At 71.1% G+C, this 20,514-nt stretch carries 16 protein-coding genes and 3 pseudogenes; 11 read left to right on the top strand and 8 right to left on the bottom strand.

The annotated features are described in order from the left end of the window. The first annotated feature begins 48 nt into the window (after positions 1–48). Positions 49–996: a nuclear transport factor 2 family protein gene (locus tag OG202_RS40125; protein WP_405895683.1), complete on the top strand. Its 948-nt coding sequence runs from the start codon at positions 49–51 to the stop codon at positions 994–996. A 589-nt stretch (positions 997–1,585) separates the two neighbouring features. Here the strand turns inward: OG202_RS40125 and OG202_RS40130 are convergent. The 3 genes from OG202_RS40130 to OG202_RS40140 form a co-directional block, all read right to left on the bottom strand. Continuing rightward, on the bottom strand, positions 1,586–2,179 hold the full coding sequence (locus OG202_RS40130; protein WP_327726960.1) for a helix-turn-helix domain-containing protein: 594 nt from the start codon (positions 2,177–2,179) through the stop codon (positions 1,586–1,588). Positions 2,180–2,734: 555 nt separating this feature from the next. Then, complete coding sequence (locus OG202_RS40135; RefSeq protein ID WP_327726959.1) at positions 2,735–3,652, bottom strand: alpha/beta hydrolase; 918 nt, start codon at positions 3,650–3,652, stop codon at positions 2,735–2,737. 2 nt (positions 3,653–3,654) lie between these two features. Then, entirely contained in the window at positions 3,655–4,830 is a 1,176-nt protein-coding gene (locus tag OG202_RS40140; protein ID WP_327726958.1) for an alpha/beta hydrolase, read from the bottom strand. A 220-nt stretch (positions 4,831–5,050) separates the two neighbouring features. On the opposite strand from OG202_RS40140, the gene OG202_RS40145 reads away from it, so the two are divergent. Continuing rightward, a complete protein-coding gene (locus tag OG202_RS40145) occupies positions 5,051–5,899 on the top strand; it encodes an MBL fold metallo-hydrolase (protein WP_327726957.1) in 849 nt (282 codons plus the stop codon). A 39-nt stretch (positions 5,900–5,938) separates the two neighbouring features. On the opposite strand, the gene OG202_RS40150 is transcribed toward OG202_RS40145, so the two are convergent. Continuing rightward, positions 5,939–6,532, bottom strand: a complete 594-nt coding sequence (locus OG202_RS40150; RefSeq protein ID WP_327726956.1) for a CGNR zinc finger domain-containing protein — start codon at positions 6,530–6,532, stop codon at positions 5,939–5,941. A 307-nt stretch (positions 6,533–6,839) separates the two neighbouring features. On the opposite strand from OG202_RS40150, the pseudogene OG202_RS40155 reads away from it, so the two are divergent. The 4 genes and pseudogenes from OG202_RS40155 to OG202_RS40170 form a co-directional block, all read left to right on the top strand. Beyond that, positions 6,840–7,583: pseudogene (locus OG202_RS40155) on the top strand (3-oxoacid CoA-transferase subunit A). After that, positions 7,580–8,251, top strand: a complete 672-nt coding sequence (locus tag OG202_RS40160) for a 3-oxoacid CoA-transferase subunit B (protein ID WP_327726955.1) — start codon at positions 7,580–7,582, stop codon at positions 8,249–8,251. Before OG202_RS40155 ends, OG202_RS40160 begins: the two are co-directional and overlap by 4 nt. Position 8,252: 1 nt before the next feature. Further along, positions 8,253–9,053, top strand: a pseudogene (locus OG202_RS40165) (thiolase family protein); the annotation flags it as partial. Between the two features lie 126 nt (positions 9,054–9,179). Further along, positions 9,180–9,585, top strand: a pseudogene (locus tag OG202_RS40170) (transposase); the annotation flags it as partial. A 264-nt stretch (positions 9,586–9,849) separates the two neighbouring features. On the opposite strand, the gene OG202_RS40175 reads toward OG202_RS40170, so the two are convergent. Continuing rightward, positions 9,850–11,667, bottom strand: coding sequence for a thiamine pyrophosphate-requiring protein (locus OG202_RS40175; RefSeq protein WP_327726954.1), 1,818 nt, complete (start codon positions 11,665–11,667; stop codon positions 9,850–9,852). Between the two features lie 232 nt (positions 11,668–11,899). Between OG202_RS40175 and OG202_RS40180 the strand changes: the two genes are divergently transcribed. Beyond that, positions 11,900–12,694 (top strand): RNA polymerase sigma factor SigF, encoded by a 795-nt coding sequence (locus tag OG202_RS40180; RefSeq protein ID WP_326574804.1) that lies wholly within the window; start codon positions 11,900–11,902, stop codon positions 12,692–12,694. A gap of 101 nt (positions 12,695–12,795) precedes the next feature. Here the strand turns inward: OG202_RS40180 and OG202_RS40185 are convergent, their stop codons facing one another. Further along, positions 12,796–13,902: a PAS domain-containing protein gene (locus OG202_RS40185; protein ID WP_328224355.1), complete on the bottom strand. Its 1,107-nt coding sequence runs from the start codon at positions 13,900–13,902 to the stop codon at positions 12,796–12,798. A gap of 111 nt (positions 13,903–14,013) precedes the next feature. Between OG202_RS40185 and OG202_RS40190 the strand changes: the two genes are divergently transcribed. From OG202_RS40190 to OG202_RS40205, 4 genes are all read left to right on the top strand, one after another. Continuing rightward, positions 14,014–14,730 (top strand): ANTAR domain-containing response regulator, encoded by a 717-nt coding sequence (locus OG202_RS40190; protein ID WP_326574800.1) that lies wholly within the window; start codon positions 14,014–14,016, stop codon positions 14,728–14,730. 665 nt (positions 14,731–15,395) lie between these two features. Next, positions 15,396–16,079, top strand: coding sequence for a hypothetical protein (locus tag OG202_RS40195; RefSeq protein ID WP_327726952.1), 684 nt, complete (start codon positions 15,396–15,398; stop codon positions 16,077–16,079). 269 nt (positions 16,080–16,348) lie between these two features. After that, positions 16,349–17,566 (top strand): aminotransferase class I/II-fold pyridoxal phosphate-dependent enzyme, encoded by a 1,218-nt coding sequence (locus OG202_RS40200; RefSeq protein ID WP_328224356.1) that lies wholly within the window; start codon positions 16,349–16,351, stop codon positions 17,564–17,566. 330 nt (positions 17,567–17,896) lie between these two features. Beyond that, the gene (locus OG202_RS40205) at positions 17,897–18,985 is read left to right on the top strand and encodes an MBL fold metallo-hydrolase (RefSeq protein WP_327726950.1); all 1,089 of its coding nucleotides are present in this window, start codon (positions 17,897–17,899) and stop codon (positions 18,983–18,985) included. 98 nt (positions 18,986–19,083) lie between these two features. Here the strand turns inward: OG202_RS40205 and OG202_RS40210 are convergent, their stop codons facing one another. After that, the gene (locus OG202_RS40210) at positions 19,084–19,698 is read right to left on the bottom strand and encodes a DedA family protein (RefSeq protein WP_327726949.1); all 615 of its coding nucleotides are present in this window, start codon (positions 19,696–19,698) and stop codon (positions 19,084–19,086) included. Between the two features lie 37 nt (positions 19,699–19,735). After that, entirely contained in the window at positions 19,736–20,506 is a 771-nt protein-coding gene (locus tag OG202_RS40215) for an MBL fold metallo-hydrolase (RefSeq protein ID WP_326574791.1), read from the bottom strand. Between the last annotated feature and the right edge of the window lie 8 nt (positions 20,507–20,514).

Raw genomic sequence — 20,514 nt, forward strand, 5'->3', positions numbered from 1 at the left:
CAGTCCGACCTTCCAGGAAAGCGCACAAGTCCCAAGAGAGGGAACATCGTGACTTCCCACATGCCCAGCCGGGGCATGACCACCCGTCGCGTCCTCGTCGCCACGGTCGCCACGTCCGCCCTGCTGGGCGCCGCGACCGTACCCGCCTTCGCCTCGCCGCCCGTCAGCGCGGGTCACGCCATCGGGCACGTCGACGGCGGCGCCCGGCTCGACTACCAGAAGACCGTTGCCGTACGCGTCCTCAAGGAAGCGTTCGAGCGGGGTGACACCGAGATCGTGGACAGGTTCGTGCGGGCCGACTACATCCAGCACAACCCCCTCGCGTCCGATGGCGCCGAGGCGTTGAAGAACTTCGCTGCCGGGTTGCATCAGCAGTTCCCCGACACCGAGTACGACGTCAAGCGGGTCATCTCCGAGAACGACCTCGTCGTGGTGCACTCCAACCTCGTACTGACGCCGGGAAGCCGAGGCTCGGCCGTCGTGGACATTTTCCGGTTCCTGGACGGCAAGATCGCCGAGCATTGGGACACCCTGCAGGACGTCCCCGACGGCAGCGTCAACGGAAACGACATGTTCTCCACCGTCAGTCGGCCGCAGACCGGGCAACCTGGTCCGCGCTCGCTCACAGCCGCCAACAAGGCGCTCGTCACCAAGGCATTCGACCGGCTCATCGTCGACAAGGATCTCTCCGCGCTCGACCTGTACTGGAGCGCCGGGTACCACCAGTACAATCCCGGCATCGCGGATGGTGTGGCCGGTGCACGGGAGGGGCTCGGGGCGTTCTTCCGGGCGTTCCCGGAGCTGACCGTCTCCCGCAAGCGCGTTGTCGCCGAGGGCGATCTGGTCGCCGTCCACAGCCACTACGTGAACGCGCCCGGCGAGCGCGGGCAGTCGGTCGTGGATCTGTTCAGGGTACAGGGCGGGAAGATCGTCGAGCACTGGGACGTGCTTCAGGACGTGCCGGCCACTTCCGCCAACGACAACACGATGTTCTGAATCTGAGGGGCGTTCAACGAGAACAGAACGCCCCTTTGCGTTCCAGTAGGTTCCTCGGCTGGTGGGTGGGATCTCGCTTTCAGCACGCCGGATCACGGCCGCTGCGGCACACGGGTCGGGACGGCCCTCGGCGAGCCGCCCATCGGTCCGTCCGTGTGCCCCGGCGACCTCGCCCGGACACGCGGACGGAGCTCACCGCAGGGGCCGACGACTGAAAGCAGTCCGCCAGGTCGGTGATGCATGTCCGCAGTCGGCGGCCTGATGGGGAGTACCGGCGCCGGGCCCGCCCCGTTTGCGGCGCCTCCCATCGGCGTGCCCCTGGCCGTCGTGGAGGAGTTCGACTTCAAACGCTTGTCCGAAGCTGCCCGCGGCCCAGATCCGCGACGTGGCCGCCCTGCGCAAGGACCTCGGCGTGCTGGTCAACCGCCGCATCCGCCCACGCGAAGCCCTCGAGAACACCTCTGGCCGGGCGACTTCGGGCTCTGATCTCTCGGCGACTGGGTGGACCCCGGAGAGTCGACTCGTTTCGCCACGCCCTTGCCGGAAGAGGGAGCCGAATCCGCAGGAGGCACGTCCGTAGCGTCAGGGCTCACCTTTGCGGACGTGAGACCTGTCGGGACGCGTTCCTGAACTGGATCGGGCTCTGTCCGGCTCGGGATTGGAAGTATTTGCTGAAGTTGGTGGCACTGCTGAAGCCGAGGTGTGCGGCAATACGGACGGCGGGCTCGTCGCTGTGGGCCAGGCGGCGCTTGGCCTCCAGCATGACTCGTTCGTCGATGAACCCCTTGGCGCTGGTACCGACCGCGGATGCGGTTGCCCTCGTGAGCGTGCGCGGGGAGTAGCTCAGGTTTCTGGCGTAGTCAGCGACCTCACGGGTCTTGGCGAAGTCGCGCTCGACCGCCTCGCGGAATCGGCGGAAGGTGGCGCTGTCTTCCGTAGTGCCGGGAAGCCCACTCGGCTGGTCGGCCAGCCGGAGCACCAGCACGGACAGCAGGTGTCGCAGGACGGCGATGTGCACGTCGAGCGGACTGTCGCCGACGGCACCGAACTCGTGACAGAGGTGCTCGATGGCCAGATCGACGCCGTGGACGTCGACGGCGTCGTACTGCACCGGGCTGCCCGGCGTCTCCAAGCGCGCCGCGACCACCGTGGCCGGATCGAGGAAGTCGCTTTCGAAGAGCACGAGATGCCCCTCGACCTCGCTCAGGTCCCCCCCACCTCTGGGCTTGCCCCGGACGGACCCACAACCAGCTATCGGGGATCGCGTCGTACGCGGTGAAGTCGACCTCCTGCTTCAGCGTCCCGCTGACGGTGGTGATGAGGTGGTGGAAATCGGGGCGCTGTGGCGTGACCCCGTGTCGGCGATGCGGTCGGAGCCTGGAGAAACAGGCCGCCTCCGAGGCACTCTCCGCTCGCCAACCGGCTGTCCTGCGGACGCTCGCCGACCGCGATCGCCGCGGGCGCGCCTCAGATGCTGGCGCGAGCACTGCAACCTGCACCGCCCCAAGCGCTACAGCCACCGCCCGCGACGGGTCTTCTGCACGTCCGCGCTGGCTACACACACGGCGGCGGTGAACGGGTTGGTACGGCACTCGACGAGGCCCATCTCGTGGCCGACCGTGCCAGGTGGCGCGTGACCGTGGCAGCCACGTTCCGGAAGCGCTCCGCCGGGGAGAGAGGCGGCGGCGGTCACCCGCCTGGGGAGGCGGTTCCAGCAGTGGCCGGAACCGCCTCTGTCTCACGAGCCGGTTGAGGCCGGGACCGGGGCGAGGTGAGTTTGGAACCACGACAGCGCGGCGCCGCTGGATTCCTCGAAGTGCACCTTGTAGGCGTCGAAGTGCCCGCCGGGCAGCAGCACCAGCTCCTTCGGGGCCAGCGCCCGCTCGAAGGCGGCGAGCTGGATGTCGGCCGGGATCACCGTCTCGCCGGTCCCGACGATCATCATGAGCGGCTTGGGCGAGACCCGGGTGATCCATACGCCCGGCTCGTACAGCCGCGCGGCCCGGCTGGAGCGCGCCGTCACCGTGTTGTTCTCGCGGCCCGGCGGAACCAGGTCACGGTAGAACCGCAGCGCGTCCGGGCTGGGGTACAGGGCCGGGTCGGCCGGATCGTCGCCGATGGAGGTCTGGTACCGCAGTTCACCGCCGGCGGCCAGGGCGCGTTCGTCCTCGGCCTGGGCGAGTTCGAAGGCGGCGATGCGCTCCGGCGGAACCTTGCGCTGCCACTGCTCGAATCCGCTGATGGTGGGCACCTGCGACACCACGCACTTGATCCGCACGTCGGTCGCGCCGAGCACGATCGCATGACCGCCCGCGAAGCTCGTACCCCACACCCCGATGCGGTCCGCGTCGACCTCCGGCCGAGCCTCCAGGAAGCTGATCGCGCGGCGCCAGTCCGCGATCTGACGCCACGGGTCGACGTCGTTGCGGGGCTCGCCGTCGCTGGCGCCGAACGTGCGGTGATCGTGGACGAGCACCACGAACCCGGCGTCCGCGAACTTGCGCGCGTACGGGTCGAGGCCCATCTCGCGGTTGCCGCCGAATCCGTGCGCCATCGTGATCGCGGGGCGCGGACCCTCGGCGTCCGGCAAGTAGAGCCAGCCGCGCAGCGTCACGCCCCCGTCCGCCGTGAACTCTACGTCGATGCGTTCGGTCATGGTCATTCGCCTTCCGGGAAGTTGAAGTACTCGGCGGGGATGAGGCCGGCCGCGGTCAGGGGCGCCCCGACCTTCGCGTTGATCTGCACCACGGCGCCGAGGGGGCGGTGGTGGATGGCGATCTCCGTGATGAGCCCTTCGTCATCACGTGTGAGGATCGTGATCCCCTTCATCTCGAAGCCACCGAACGCGCTGGCCTCCCACTCCAGATACGTCCGCGGGCCGTCCTGCACCTTCCGGACGAACTCGAGCCGCTCGTACGCGGAGCTCACCGCGGCCATGAGGGCCTCGACCTGCTCCTTGCGCTCCAGGGGCTTGGCGAGGGCGCTCGCCTCCATCCGCACGTTCGGCGAGAGGGCGGCCGCGAAGGACTCCTCGGTGCGCTGCTCGAACGCACTCGTCCAGGCCTTGGCCGGGCGGCCGTCGGCGGGGTTCGACGCGATCTCCTCGACGACCGCCGTGATGACGGCGGCGACGGCTGCCGGGTTCTCGGCGTGCGCCCAGTGACCCGCGCCGGCGATCGTCTGCGAGGCGGCGCCGGGGAAGCGGGGCGCGACATACGCGGAGACGACCTCTTCCGTGACGAAGGGGTCGTTCTCCCCGCGCAGGATGGCGACGCTCCCGTGGAACTTGGTGGGCTGCTGTCCGTCCGGGTGCCCGTTGTTCCACGCCGTCGCCGTGTCGGAGATCGTCGACGGGTCGACGTGCAGCGTCACTTGGGCGAGCCGGTCATTTTCCTCGGCCGGGAACGCGGTGGCGAGAGCGCCGCGGAAGGCACGCTGCGCGTCGAGTCCGAGATCGGGTGCCTGGAAGGGGGCGATCTGCTCCGGGGGAAGGTGAGTGCCCGCCAGCGGGATCGGGTTGACCAGGACGAGCGAACGCACCTGCTCGGCCAGGCGGGCGGCGGCGAGCTCGGCGATCTGGCTTCCCATGCTGTGGCCGACGAGCACGACGGGGCCCTCCGTCGCGCGCACGACGCTCTCGAGGTCGTCGGCCCAGCGGGCGAGTGTGAACGGCCCGTGATCCGAGGCGCGCGTACCCATGCCGGCGAGCTCGAACGCGATCGAGGGGATCGACCGCTCGTCGAGGACGGTGCGGACGCTGTTCCAGATGGCGCCGTCGTCCAGGTATCCGTGGACGAGCACCGCGGTCGGAGCCTGCGTCGCTGGGCTGTTCATCTCGTGTCTCCTTTGACGATCGCTCTCTTGCGGCGACGAATCGGAGCCAGTGGCCCTCGGGATTTCTCGGTCGACGCGAGCTCTATGACGTAAGCATAGGGTCTATGCTTGCGTCAATGTCATCGCTCCGTGAGCGACAGAACGAGGACCGGGCCTTCCGGCTCCCTCCACGTTCCGGCCGGAGTGGGAGCGACCACCCGAGAATCCGAGGAGTCCACCAATGACGTCGAACGCCTTGACCTACGCCGTGCACATCGCGGACGGCATGCCGACCACCAACGCCGACGTGCCGCCCGATCAGAGGGAGCGTTCCTGGTCCCCGACCTCGAGCATCCTCATCTCGAGCGAGGGGGAGGCGCTGCTGGTGGATCCGCTCTTCACGATCGCGCAGTCAGAGGGCCTGCTGCACTGGCTCAACGAGCGTGAGGCCCCTGTGACGAGCGTGTACGTCACGCACGGCCACGGGGACCACTGGTTCGGCCTCGGAGCCGTTCTGCAGCAGTACCCCGGTGCGCGGGCCTTCGCGCTGCCCGAGGTCGTCGAGGATATGGCCTACCAGTCCTCGCCCGAGGTCCTCAAGGTGGTTTGGCGCGCCTGGTTCCCCGAGCAGATCCCTGAGCAACTGGTGCTCGCCGAACCGCTGGAGGGCGAGGTCCTGACGGTGGGCGGGGCGGAGGTCCGCCCGGTCCGCCTGGGACACACGGACAGCGACAACACCACCTGCCTGCACGTTCCCGACCTGGGGCTGATCGTCGCGGGCGACGTGATCTACAACAACGTGCACCTCATGCTGGCGGCGTCGGACGCGGACGGGCGAGCCGAGTGGCTGAGGGCTCTCGACACGGTCGAGGCGCTGGCGCCGACCGCGATCGTGGCGGGACACAAGGATCCGGCCGCCGACGACGATCCCCGTCACATCGAGGAGACCCGTCGTTACATCCTTGATTTCAACAGCGGGGTGCGTCGCACCGGCAGTACCCTCGAGCTCTACGAGTACATGCTCGAGCGCCACCCGTCGCGCATCAATCCCGGTGCTCTGTGGGGCTCCTGCCGGGCCGCGAAAGGCTGAGTAGCCGGGGCTTGTATGGTCGGGCGGCCCTGCGGCGCGTTACGCGCGCGCGGCCGCCCGGCGCTGGCGCGAGGCCCGCAGGTTCACGGCGTTACCGCAGATGCGCACGTCGTGCCAGGCGCCGTTGTTGGGATTCGTGCCGTCATAGAACGCAACCGAGCAGACCCGGTTGCGGCACATCTTCAGACGACGCCACGTACCCGTCAGTTGGGCGTTCGTGATCTCGTTGAGCACGGCCGCGACGACCCACGCGACGTCCTTGCCGTGCGGCGCCAGCGAGAAGACGCCGTCGCCGTCGATCCGCACCTCGAGCGCGCCGCTCACCCCCTTCGGCGCGGATCGGACCGGAGCGTCGCGCACCGCACCGGACACCGTCATCTGCAGCGACGCGCGTAGCTGCTGAAGCCGCACCAGCCCCGGTTCATCGACCTCGATCGCCGGCGCCTCCGCCCCGGTACGTCGGCTCCATTCGTCCAGCGCACTGGAGAGCCATGACGTCGCGGAAGCCGGCGTCGAGAGCAGGTCCTCGAGTGCGGGCTTGCCGGCGGCACGGGTGTTCAGGACCTCCTGGACGAGGATGAGCGGTCCGGTGGCGATGCGGTCGGTGTAGCGTTCGCTCGCAAGTTCAGACATAGGCATAGCTTATTAGCTCCAGTCTTCATTGGCGAGGAGAACGGGATCACCGCCGGAAAGACCCTAACGGCGACGCCGTGTGTTCGACGCGCCGGCGAGTGCGCGGCACCGCGTGGTGACCGTAAGAGCGGGGGCGCTGCACTTCACGCTCATCGAGCCTGTCCGTGGCGCCCGCGCTGTAATTTGACATAAGCATAGAGGCTATGTCTGCGTCGCATGGTGTCGACCTCGGTGCACTGTCACCCCGCAGGCCGGCCATGTGAAATCGCTTGAGAGGTCGCGCGATGCCCGAACGCGTGGAGGAACAATGATCGACAAGACCGTCGAGGACACCGCGGCCGCCGTCTCAGGGATCCGTGACGGCGCCACCGTGATGATTGGTGGATTCGGCCGCGCGGGCCAGCCGGTGGAGCTGATAGACGCACTCATCTCCCATGGCGCACGCGACCTGACCGTCGTCAACAACAACGCAGGCAACGGCGACACGGGTCTTGCCGCGCTTCTCGCGGCGCGAAGGGTACGGAAGATCATCTGCTCGTTCCCCAGACAAAGCGACTCGTAGGTGTTCGACGGCCTCTACCGTGCGGGAGAAATCGAGCTGGAGCTCGTGCCGCAGGGGAATCTCGCCGAACGCATCCGCGCCGCGGGCGCGGGCATCGGTGCCTTCTTCTCGCCCACGGGTGTCGGCACGCAGCTCGCGGAGGGTAAGGAGGTGCGCACGATCGACGGCCGCGACTATGTGCTCGCGTACCCGATCCGAGCCGATGTCGCCTTGATCAGCGCCCTGCGGGCCGACCACTGGGGCAACCTGGTCTACCGCCGGACCGCCCGCAACTTCGGCCCGATCATGGCGGCCGCTGCGGCCACCACCATCGCCCAGGTCGACCAGATCGTGCCGCTCGGGGACATCGACCCCGAGACCGTTGTGACGCCCGGCATCTTCATCGACCACGTCGTCGCGGTGGGAGAACGCCGCTGGCTCGACGAAGGCGTGTTCGTCGGCGGCGTCGACATCGAGGGAAGTCCGCTGGCACAGGAGGAGAGCCGATGAGCACGCGCATCAGCCGCACCGACCTCGCGCGTCGCATCGCGGCCGACACCCCCGAGGGATCGGTCGTGAACCTGGGTATCGGCGCCCCCACCCTTGTGGCCAACTACCTGCCGGACGACACGGAGGTCGTCCTGCACACCGAGAACGGGATGCTCGGCATGGGGCCCGCACCCGAGCCCGGCAGCGTCGACCCCGACCTGATCAATGCCGGCAAGCAGCCAGTCACCGCGCTTGCGGGCTCGGCGTACTTCCACCACGCCGACTCCTTCGCCATGATGCGCGGCGGACACCTGGACGTGTGCGTGCTCGGTGCGTTCCAGGTGTCGGAGAACGGCGATCTCGCGAACTGGTCGACGGGCGAGCCCGGCGCGATTCCGGCCGTCGGCGGAGCGATGGATCTCGCGATCGGCGCGAAGTCGGTCTACGTGATGACCGACCTGCTCACCAAGCAGGGCACGCCGAAACTTGTCGCTGCCTGCACCTACCCGCTGACCGGAGTCGGCTGCGTGACCCGCATCTACACCGATCACGCGGTGCTCGACGTCACGCCCGACGGACTGCGCGTGCGCGAGACGTTCGGCGACAACACGGTGGACTCCCTGGCCGCCCTGACCGGCCTCGACCTCGCCGACGTCACCGACGCTGCGGCATCCCTGGAAGGTATCTGACATGCCCGCGAGCTTCGTGTACGACGCCGTGCGCACCTCCTTCGGACGGTACGGCAAGGCCCTCGCCGACGTGCGCCCCGACGACCTCGCCGCGATCGTCATGCGCGCGACCGTCGAGCGCACGGGCCTGGATCCCGCGCGCATCGACGACGTGATCTTCGACCAGGCAGGCGAGGACAACCGCGACGTCGCACGCTTCGGCGCGCTGCTCGCCGGATTCCCCACCTCGGTCACGGGAGTCACGGTCAACCGCCTGTGCGGGTCCTCGGTCGAGGCCGTCATCCAGGCCTCGCGAGCCGTCGAGGCCGGAGACGCCGACATCGTGCTCGCGGGCGGTGTGGAGTCGATGAGCCGCGCGCCGTACGTCGTCGAGAAGAGCACCAAGCCCTTCCCCGCGGGCAACCAGACGATGTGGAACACCTCGATCGGATGGCGCATGGTCAACCCTCGCCTGCCGAAGGAATGGACGATCTCCAACGGCGAGAGTGCCGAGAAACTTGCCGGGATCCACCGGATCTCACGTGAGGAGCAGGACGCGTTCGCTGCGCGTAGTCATCGCCTGGCCGCCCGCGCATGGGCGGACGGCACCTTCGACCGTGAGATCGTCCAGGTCGACGGTCACCACCTCGCCCGCGACGAAAGCATCCGCGACGAATCCACCGTCGAGGTGCTCGCCGGCTTGCGCCCCGCGTTCGCCGCCGACGGCACGGTGACCGCCGGGAACTCCTCGCCCCTCAATGACGGTGCTTCCGCCGTGCTCGTCGCCCGCGAGGGTGTGCTCGACGGCGAACCCCTCGCCCGTATCGCCGGCCGCGCGACGTTCGCAGACCCAGGTCGCCGCCGACGCGCTGGGACTCGCCGTGCGCGCCGTCGACTTCCGGCCCGGGGATTCCCTGTACCCGCAGACCCCGCCGCACGGCGGCTCGATGACCATGGCGGGGCCGGAGAACCGGTGGCGGGGCTGCTGCGGCCGGGGAACGCGGGCTCCAACATCGCCAGTGATTACATTGAGGCTGCCGAGCTCGCGCTCGCTCAGCTGCCCAAACGCTACCGGCGCGGACGGCAGACACTCATCCGCTGTGACTCCTTCGGCGGCACCCACGAGTTCGTGGCCTGGCTCGCCCAGTGCGGGCGAAGGCTGTCGTGCTCGGTCGGCAGACCATCATCCACGCCGCCGTCATGAAAGTCCCGGCCAGCGCGTGGACGCCGGCCGTCGAGCCGGACGGCGAGATCCGAGATGGCGCCTGGGTCGCCGAACTCGACGGCGACCGCCTCAGGGCTGGCCCACAGGCATGCGGCTGATCGTCCGTAAGGAACGCTCGTACCCCGGTGCCCCCCGGACGTCACGCCACGTGTCGGAGTCGGCTGTCCCGGCCAGCAGTGCTGCAGCGCACCGAGGCCGGTCTGCGCTCCCATGCCCTGGTAGCCGGCATCCGCGAGGATCCCAGGAACGGGTCCTCGGCCAGGAGCTGGGCCAGTCCCAGCTGTCTCGCCTGGGTGATGTCGGCGCAACTGCCCGGCCTACGTAGGTACGGCACTGAACAGTTCACCGCGCTACTGAACTGACCACTGAACTGTTGCGTGCGCAACTGAACTCTTCAGTGCCGTTCAACACCGCCCTTGTCCTTCTCCCGGTTGCCCGGCAGGAACTCCTGCACCTTCGCCTTGAATCCCTGCTTGACCATGGACCCCCGGTCGGCGTCGCCCTTGAGGATCGAGGCGGCCGTGGACTCCATCTGCTCCCAGGTGGCGTGCGGCGGGATCGGCGGCACGGCCGGATCGGTGAGGAACTCGACGACCGCCGGACCGTCCGCCGCGAGGGCCGCGCGCCAGCCCGCCTCGACGTCCTCGGGCTTCTCCACCCGGATGCCGGTCAGCCCCAGGGAGCGCGCGAAGGCGGCGTACTGGACGTCCGGCAGCTCCTGCGAGGGCAGGAAGGACGGCTCCCCGCCCATCGCCCGCAGCTCCCACGTCACCTGGTTCAGGTCGTGGTTGTTCCAGACGGCCACCACCAGCCGCGGATCCTCCCAGCGGTCCTTGTACTTGGCCGCCGTGATCAGCTCCGCCATGCCGTTCATCTGCATCGCGCCGTCCCCGACCAGGGCGATCGCCGGACGGTCCGGGTGCGCGAACTTCGCGCCGATCGCGTACGGCACCCCGCAGCCCATCGTCGCCAGCGTGCCCGACAGGGACCCGCGCATGCCGTCCCGCATGGTGATGTGCCGGGCGTACCAGTTCGCCGCCGAACCGGAGTCCGAGCAGATGATCGCGTCGCCCGGCAGCAGGGGATCGAGGGCGTGGGCCACGAGTTCCGGGTTGATCGGGTCGGCCGACAGCTCCGCCCGCCGGGCCGTCACCTCGCGCCAGCGCGCCACGCCCGCGCACACCTCGTCGAACCACTCCCGGCCCCGCTCCGGATCGATCAGCGGGATCAGCCGTTCCAGCGTCGCCTTCGCGTCCCCGACCAGGTTCACCTCGTACGGGTAGCGCATCCCGACCATGTGCGGGTCGATGTCGATCTGCACGGCCCGCGCCTTGCCGAAGTCCGGCAGGAACTGCGAGTACGGGAAGGACGAGCCGATGGTCAGCAGGGTGTCGCAGTCGCGCATCAGCTCATACGAGGGGCGGGTGCCGAGCAGGCCGATCGAGCCGGTGACGTAGGGGAGTTCGTCGCTCAGCGCGTCCTTGCCGAGGAGCGCCTTGGCGACGCCCGCGCCGAGCAGCTCGGCGATCCGCGCCACCTCGGCGCGGGCCCCGGCGGCGCCCTGCCCGATGAGGATCGCGACCTTGTCCCCAGCGTTCAGGATCTCGGCGGCCCGCTCGACCGACTCCGTCGACGGCACCGCCGTCCAGGCGCCGCCGCCCAGGCTGGAGGGGACCATCTTGAACTCGTGGGTCGGCGCCGAGTACTCCAGTTCCTGCACGTCGCCCGGGATGATGACGGCCGTCGGCGCCCGGCGCGCGTACGCGGTGCGGATCGCCCGGTCGAGGACGTTCGGCAGCTGCTCGGGCACGGTCACCGTCTCGACGAAGTCCGAGGCCACGTCCTTGAACAGGGTGTGCAGGTCGACCTCCTGCTGGTAGGAGCCGCCCATCGCACTGCGGTGCGTCTGGCCGACGATCGCGAGCACCGGCACATGGTCCAGCTTGGCGTCGTACAGGCCGTTGAGCAGGTGGATCGCTCCGGGACCCGAGGTCGCCGCGCACACTCCGAGCCGACCCGAGAACTTGGCGTAACCGACCGCCTGGAACGCGGACATCTCCTCGTGCCGCGCCTGGATGAACCGGGGCCGGTCCTCGGCGCGTCCCCACGCCGCGAGGAGGCCGTTGATGCCGTCGCCGGGATAGCCGAATACCTGTTCGACCTCCCATGCGCGCAGCCTCCGCAAGATGTGATCGGCGACCGTGGTGCTCATACTGGACCTCCCGGGGTGTGATCTCCCGCCCGAGTCACCCGCCGGGGAAAGGGAAAACCTGCATGTGTTTGCCGCGCATGATCCGGGGCAAGCGCAAAGCAGTGCTTCGGACAGGAGGCACGTCCGTGGAAGAGGCGATGTTTCCATCACGGGTGTGCCGTCCGCTGTGCACATCCACGCCCCCACGGTGACCGTCCATCCCAGAGCACCATTCAGGGAGTTGCGACGCACCATGCGTACTCAGGCAAACGCGAAGCACCACCCGCACGACGACGCCCCCGACACCGCGGAGGCGTTCCGGAAGCTGGCCTCGCTTCCCCCCGGCCAGCAGCGGGACACTCTGCGTGAACAGATCATCGAGGCGTGGCTTCCCATGGCCGAACGGCTCGCGGGACGGTTCCGCAGCCGCGGCGAGAGCTACGAGGACCTCCGCCAGGTCGCGTCGCTCGGTCTGGTCAAGGCCGTCGACCGCTACGACCCCGAGCTCGGGAACGCCTTCGAGAGCTATGCCGTACCCACCGTCACCGGTGAGATCAAGCGGCACTTCCGGGACCACATGTGGACCCTGCATGTGCCGCGCCGGGTCCAGGACCTGCGCAATCGCGTGCGGTTCGCCAGCCAGGACCTGTCCCAGACGATCTCCGGGCGGCGGCCCACCGTCGCGGAGATCGCGGCACACGCGAACATGAGCGAGGAGGACGTCCAGGTCGGGCTCGAAGCCCTGGAGAGTTTCACGGCGCTGTCGCTGGACGCGGAGCTGCCGGGGAGCGAGGACGGCTACTCGCTGAGCGACGCGTTGGGATCCCCCGATCCCGCGCTGGACACGGTGGTGGACCGGGAGGCCGTGAAGCCTCGGCTGGCCGCGCTGCCGGAGCGGGAGCGGGCGATCCTGTACATGCGGTTCTTCGGGGACATGACGCAGAGCCGGATCGCGGAGCAGTTGGGGATCTCCCAGATGCATGTGTCGCGGCTGATCAGCCGGTGCTGCGACCGGCTGCGTGATCAGGTGATGCGGGATGCCGTATAACGCCGTCGGGGCGCGGGGCGCGGGGCGCGGGGCGCGGGGCGCGGGCTCGTCCCGCCCACGCGGCCCGGCCGCCGACCGCACGTGAACCCAGTCCCGCGCCCCTAGGCAGGGCTTCTCATGGCCAGTGCGACATGGCGGGACAGCGTGTCCATCGCCTGGGCCTCGGCCATCGAGAAGGCCAGGCGGGCTCCTGAGCGGAAGAGGGTCAGGACGCCCTTGACGTGGCCGTCCGGGGCCGGCAGGGGCACGGTCAGCAGGGAGGTCACGTCCGCTCGCACGAGGACGGGGGCGCCGGAGCTGTCGTGGCCGAAGGCGTCGGGGTCGGCGGGGCGGATCTGGAGGGCGGGGGAGCCGCCTCGGGCGGCGTCGACGACGAGGGGGCAGGTGGCCGGGTCCTGGGCCGCCAGGAGCTTCGCTTCTCCCTCGGAGGGAGCCAGCACCGTCGTACGCGTGAGGGTGGGGCCCGCCGTGTCGGCCACCACCCAGTCGGCGAAGCGGCCGTGCAGGACGTGGGCCGCCCGGTCGAGGGCCGTGCCGGCGGAGGCGGTGAGCAGGGCCGTGGTCATGGCGTCGACGAGATCCATGAGGGCCACGTGCCGGGTGGTCTCGGTGAGGTCGGGCAGCGGGCGGAGATGCTCGACGGTGGGCATCCGGTGCCCGGCGGGTTGCAGGGTGACCAGGACGGTGGTGCGCGGCTCGCTGCCGGGGCGCAGCGCGGTGAGCGTGGCCCGTACCGCCAGTGCGGGGCGCTGCTGGAGGTGGACGTCGATGCTGCGGTCGCCCTCGCCACGGCCCACGGCGGCCACCTGGGAACGGAACGCGCCCCGGTCGGCGTGGGCGAGGAACCCGCTGAGCGGACGGCCCGTCGCATAGCCGGACCGTACGCCGGTGAAGGCGGTCGCGGCCCGGTTGAGACGACGCACCACCGTCTCGCGGTCCACCAACAGGACGGGCAGCGGCAGGCTTTGGAAGACGGTCTTCAGCAACTGGTGCTCCTGCGCGGCGGACGACGAGACGCCGACCGGGCCCGATGTGCTGAGCCGCTCGTACCAGGGCCACAACTGGTTCGCGACATGGTCCAGTTCGAAGATCGCCGCGTCCAGGACCGTCGGGAGATCGCCGGTCGGCACCGAGCGGGCCGTCTTGAGCTCCGCGACACGGCGCACGAAATCCGCGAGTTCTTCACCGAATTCGTCCGTCTGCGTCATGCGACGAACGTAGCGCCTGGCAGGCGTCGAAGGGACGGCCGGATCGAAAGCGGGAACCTCGTTTTCCGTGCAGGTGAGCGGGAAGGCGACCGGAAGAGGGAGGCGCGCATCATGCCGGAAAGCGAACAACTCGGCCGCGTGGGCCGGGAGTCGGCGGAATCCGCACATCCGGGCAGGAGGCTCTCCGAACTCGTCGAACAGGCCGTCCGTTGCACCAGCGACTGCTGCGGCGCCAGCGGCATGGTCTCCGACGCAGGCACCGAGCGGCCCGCCGCCGTCACCCACCCCGACCTCGCCGGACTCGTCGCGGTCCAGCTGCGCTCGGGCGACGGTCCGATCCCGGCCGCGCTGGATCGCGGGAAACCCGTCGACTCCGCCGATCTGCTGCACGAGGAACGCTGGCCGGAGTACCGGGCCGTGGCCCTCGACGCGGGCGTACGCTCCAGCGTCACGCTCCCCTTCAGGCGCTCCAGCCTCACCGTGACCCTCAGCCTCTACAGCTTCCGCCCCCACGCGCTGGAGGACGCCCCGCACGGCCCCGCCCGCGCCCTCGGCGCCCTCGCCGCGACCTGCATCGTCCGCGACCGCTCCTACCGGGCCGCCCTCACCGAACTCGACCAACTCGGCGCCGCCCTGCGCTCCCGCCCCGTCGTCGACCAGGCCTGCGGCATGGTCATGCACGTCCTCGACTGCGACGCCGACGCCGCGTTCACCGTCCTGCGTCGCATCTCCCAGGGCACCAACCGCAAACTGTCGGACGTCGCGTCCGCGGTCGTGGAGAAGAGGGGCAGGGGTCTGGAGAGGGAACTGGTCTCCCTTTCCGGCTGAAGCACCCCGAAGGCGCGCGGGGAACCTCGCGACCGGCCACGACAGATCCGCAGCCCGCAACGGACCGGGACTCCCGAGCCCGCAACGGACCGGCGCTCCCACGGCGCTCGACCGGCACCTGCACGGTGCTCCCACGGCACCCGCACGGCGCCTGCACGGTGCTCCCACGGCGCTTGACCGGCACCTGCACGGTGCTCCCACGGCACCCGCACGGCGCCTGCACGGTGCTCCCACGGCGCTTGACCGGCACCTGCACGGTGCTCCCACGGCACCCGCACGGCGCCTGCACGGTGCTCCCACGGCGCTTGACCGGCACCTGCACGGTGCTCCCACGGCACCCGCACGGCGCCTGCACGGTGCTCCCACGGCGCTTGACCGGCACCTGCACGGTGCTCCCACGGCGCTCGACCGGCACCCGCACGGCACCCGCACGGCACTCGACCGGCTCACCCTCACGGCGCTCATCGGCTCACTCCGCGGAGCGGAACGGCTCACCCTGCGGAGCGGAACGGCTCACCGCGCGGAGCGCACCGTCACCCGGTCGGCTGCCCGCGTCCCGCGAATGGTGCCCGGCGGCGCGCGCCCTGCCCGGCTCGGCGCTCTGATGGACGCGGGGCACGGCGGTCGTGCCCCGTCCGCCGGAGTCGGCCGAAGGAGCCCCGCCCATGCGCCGCAGAGCCCGTGTCCTGTCCGCCACCGCCCTGATCGGTGCCGTCCTGGGCACCGCCGCCCCGCCCGCGTACGCCGAACCGACGGCCGAGGTGAGCCCGTACTCCGTCGAACCGGGCGGCACGCTCACCTTCTCCGTCGCCTGCGACCCCACCGGCGGCCCCGCCCCCGAGACCATCGACGCCAGCTCCCAGGCCTTCGAAGAGGGCACCGTCACGCTGCAACGCCTCCCCGGCGACGACGACTCCGCCGGCGGCCCCTCGTACCAGGGCACCGCCAAGATCGCGCCCGCCGCGGACTTCGAGACCAGCGCCGACGCGGCGGACTCCACCAGCGAGTGGGGCGTCGACGGCCTGTGCCCGGCGGCCCCCGGCGGCGAGGGCACACAGTGGAGCGCCGCCTTCGACGTCTCCCTCGGCGGCGACCAGCCCCACCCCACGCACCAGCCGACCCAACAGCCGACCCAGCAGCCGACGCATCAACCGCCCCACCAGCCCACACACCTGCCCTCCCACCACACCACCCAACCCACCGCTCCGGTGCAGCGCGGCGTCCACGCGGGCGACGGCGGTGCCTTCACCGACTCCGTGCCGGCCATGGTCGCCGGTGGCCTCCTCATCGCGGGGGCGCTCGGCGCGGCCGTGCACCGGCTGCGCCGCCGGGACCGGTGGACGCCATGACCGCGCGGGCGGTCCCGCCGGAGTCGCGAACACCCCTCGGACATCTCGCCGCCGCGTCGGCGCGGCGCATGTCGCCGCTGTGACCGGCGCAACTCGCGGCAGTGCCCTTGGGGCGCGCGAGCCTGGGTACTGACAGGCCGAGGACGCGCACGACGCCTGGCGTGGCACGACGGCGCACACTCGCGGCACGACGGAGCACCATCGACCTCCCGGAGCGATCCCGGAGCGCGAAGCGCCGAACAACGCACCACGACTGCGCGGAGGCACCCATGCGGCGGACGGATCCCGAAGGGCACGGTCCGGTCCGCTACGGCCCACCCCTTCCCGCCCAGGGCCTGCCCGTCCTGCCCGAACTGGCCGCCGTGCTCTCCGCCGCCGCGGGCCACCCCGACCCCGTACCGCTCGGCGGCGATCCCGCCCTCCTGGACGCCGCCTGCGGCTACTGGGACCGGCGCGGACTGCCCACCGCACGGGACAGGGCCGTCGCGGCCCCCGGCGCCCCCGCCCTGCTCCTCGCGCTGACCGCGGCGATCGGCGGCGACGTCCTGCTCCCCCGGCCGTGCGCCGCCTGGTGGGAGCCCCAGGCACGGGCGTTGGGCAGAACCGTCTTCCATGTGGCCACGCCCGCCGAGTGCGGGGGTGTGCCGGATCCGTACGCGCTGCTGGAGACCGTGCGCAGGATGCGGGCCGAGGGCGGCGACCCCCGGATGCTCGTGCTGTGCGTCGCGGACGACCCGACCGCCACCGTGGCCCCGCCCGAACTGGTGCACGAGGCCATGGAGGCGGCCCTGGGGGAGGGGCTGCACCTGGTCAGCGACGAGACCTGGCGCGACACCGTGCACGACCCGCATGACACCGTGCTGCTCAGCCCCGCCGAGATGCTGCCCGACCGGGTCACCGTCGTCACCGACCTCGCCGGTGCCTTCCTGCCGCCGGGCTGGCCGGCCGCCGTCGCCCGGTTCCCGGCCGGCGGGGACGGCACGGGACTGCGCGACCGGGTCCTCGACGTGCTCACCGCGCTGGGCGCCCGGGTCGCCACCCCGGTCGCCGCGGCCGCCGCCCACGCCCTCGACGAGCCCGCCCCCGTCACCGAACGGCTCGCCACCTCCGTACGCCTGCACGCGCGGCTCGCCGCCGCCGCGCACCGTGCCGTCGTGGGCGCCGGGGCGCTCGCCCTGCCGCCGCGCGCCGGACGGCACCTGTACGCGGACCTCGCCCCGCTGCGCTCGTCCCTCGCCGCATACGGCGTCGGTGACGCCCAGGAGGCGGAGGACTTCCTCACCGCCCGGCTCGGGATGCCCGCGCCCGGCGGCCACCGGTTCGGCGACGACCTCGGGGAACTGCGCGTTCGGCTGTCCACCGACACGTTCCTCGGCACCACCGACGCGGAGCGCGCCCAGGCCCTCGCCGCGCCGGACCCGCTGGAACTTCCGCATATGGAACGCGCGTTGGCGGCTTTCGCGGCGGCTTTCGAGGACCTTCGATGACGAGGCACCTCCGGGCCGAGGGGCCCGGCCGGCCTCCGCCTCTCGGCGACGACGACCCCTAGCGTTCCTCAGCGGCCTCAGCGGCCTCAGCGGCCTCAGCGGCCTCAGCGGCCTCAGCGGCCTCAGCGGCCTCAGCGGCCTCAGCGGCCTCCAGCCACCTTCAGCGGCCTCCAGCCACCTTCAGCGGCCTCCAGCCACCTTCAGCGGCCTCCAGCCACCTTCAGCGGCCTCCAGCCACCTTCAGCGGCCTCCAGCCACCTTCAGCGGCCTCCAGCGACCCTCACCGACGACGATCCTTCGTGACGACGCTCAGCGATGGGAGCCTCCTCGATGACGCAGCAGTCCGAGTCGACCACCTCAGCGACCCCTCCCACGACGACCCCCGAGGACACCGGCGGTCCGGCGTCCATGGCACCGTCCAGGTCGGTCTTCGCCCGCCCCCTGGCACCCCCGCCGCTCACCGAGCCCCGCCCGCTCGACGAGCGGCGCCGCTGGCCCCGGTCCTTCGCCGACCGGCTGACCACGCCCCTGCCCGGCCTGAAGGCCTTCGCCCGGTTCGCCCGCGAGGGCTCGGTCCGGCCGGGGGCCGACGGGCTCGCCGACATCCCGCGACTGCCGTACGAGCCCGGCCCGTTGCCCCGGGTGGGCACGCGGACCGTCGCCGTCTCCTGGGCGGGGCACGCGAGTTGGGTGGTGCGCATCGGCGGGCTCACCGTCCTCACCGACCCCGTCTGGTCCCGCCGGATCCTCGGCACCCCGGCCCGGATCACCCCCGTGGGCCTCGCCTGGGAGGCCCTGCCCCGCGTGGACGCGGTCGTCATCAGCCACAACCACTACGACCACCTCGACGCACCCACCCTGGCGAGACTCCCGCGCGACACCCCGGTCCTCGTGCCCGCCGGACTCGGCCGCTGGTTCCGGCGGCGGGGGTTCGGCCGGGTCACCGAGCTGGACTGGTGGGAGGCCGCCGAACTCGACGGCGTCCGCTTCGACTTCGTACCGGCCCACCACTGGTCCAAGCGCACCCTCACCGACACCTGCCGCTCACTGTGGGGAGGCTGGGTCCTCACGGCACCCGACGGCAAACGCCTCTACTTCGCCGGCGACACCGGCTACGGCCACTGGTTCTCCCTCATCGGCCGCCGCTACCCCGGCATCGACCTCGCCCTCCTGCCCATCGGCGCCTACGACCCCCGCTGGTGGCTCAGCGACGTGCACTGCGACCCGGAGGAAGCGGTCCGCGCCTTCCAGGACCTGGGGGCCCGCCACATGGCCCCCATGCACTGGGCCACGTTCGTCCTCTCGGCGGAACCGGTCCTGGAGCCCCTGACCCGCGTACGGGCGGCATGGAACGCGGCGGGTCTGCCCCGAGAGAACCTGTGGGACCTCCCGGTGGGCGGATCCCGGGTGCTGGACTGATCGACGGAGCGCACCCGTGCCCCAGCAACGGGCGCGGGGAACCGCCCGATCGAGCACGACGGACCCGCGGCCCGCGACGCACCGCGAGCCCCGGGCTCTCAGCGGACCATCCGCCGCCAGACGCTCGGCACCACACTGAGCAGCAGCGTCAACGCGACCGCCGCCAGCACCCCTTGCCACGGCTCCTCGAACAGCGACCCGCCCAGAATGCCGATCAACTGATACGTCACGGCCCACGCGAGGCACGCCGGCAGATTCCCCCGCGCGAACCGCCGCAACGGCATCTTCGCCAGCAGACAGGCCAGCATCACCGGGAGACGTCCGGCCGGCATCAGCCGGGACAGCACCAGCACGGCCACCCCGTGGTCGTCGAGCTTCGCCTGGGCCTGGGCCAGCCGGTCCTCCGGCGCCCGCCGCCGGATCGCCTCCAGCCAGCGCGAGCCGTTCTTGGAGCCCATCCCGCGCCGTCCCAGCCAGTACAGCGCGATGTCGCCGAGGAACGCGGCGACCGACGCCACCACGAACACCAGCAGCAGCGCGAGCGGCGCCGTCTGATGGAACGCCACCACGGCCGCCGAACTGACCAGCGCCCCGGTCGGCACCACCGGCACCAGCGCCCCGATCAGCACCAGCAGGAACAGCGTCGGATAGCCGATCGCCTGCTGGGTCGACGCGTACGGCACGGGAGTGCTCGCGGCGGTCAGGACGATCACCGGGCGTCCTCCGTGGCCTCTGTCGGTCCTCGTCTCATCACGCCACCCCCGGTCTTACGCTGCCCCCGTGCTCCAGCCGGTGCACGGCCACGTCGGGGGCGTGCACGGCGGCGAGGCGTACGAACTCCTCGCCGGGGGAGTGGAATTCATGGGGGCGCACAGCGTCCATGCCGATCGGCCAGTACGTGCCGTAGTGCACCGGCACCGCGCTCCGGGGCGCGAGCAGCGCAAGCGCCTCCGCCGCGCGCCCCGCGTCCAGGTGGCCCTCGCCGAGGTACGGCCCCCAGCCGCCGACCGGCAGCAGCGCCACGTCGACCGGCCCGACCTCCTTGGCCATCGTCTCGAACAGCCCGGTGTCCCCGGCGAAATACGTCCGCGCGTCGCCCTCGATGACGAAGCCGAGCGCGGGCGAGCGATGCGGCCCGATCGGCAGCCGCCGCCCGTCGTGCCGGGCGGACACGGCACGTACGACCAGGTCACCGACCCTGACCTCGTCCCCGGGTACCGCTTCGGAGAGCTGTAGATGCGCCAGCCTGCGCAGCCCGGGGACCTGGCGCGCGGCGCCCTTCGGCACCACCAGCCGCGTACCCGGGGCGAGGCGGGCCAGCGAGGGAACGTGCAGATGGTCGGCGTGCAGATGCGACACCAGCGCGACGTCCGCGACCGCCGCCTCCGGCGGGGGCGGCGCACCCCGGCGCCTTCTCAGATGTGCGAGCCGGCGCGCGAACAGGGGGTCGGTCAGCACCCTCGTACCCGAATCCTCCACGGTGCAGGTCGCATGACCCCACCAGGTGATCTCCACCGGCACTCCGTTCG

Origin of the sequence: Streptomyces sp. NBC_00310 (assembly GCF_036208085.1) — a bacterium.
In the GTDB taxonomy this organism is placed as follows: domain Bacteria; phylum Actinomycetota; class Actinomycetes; order Streptomycetales; family Streptomycetaceae; genus Streptomyces.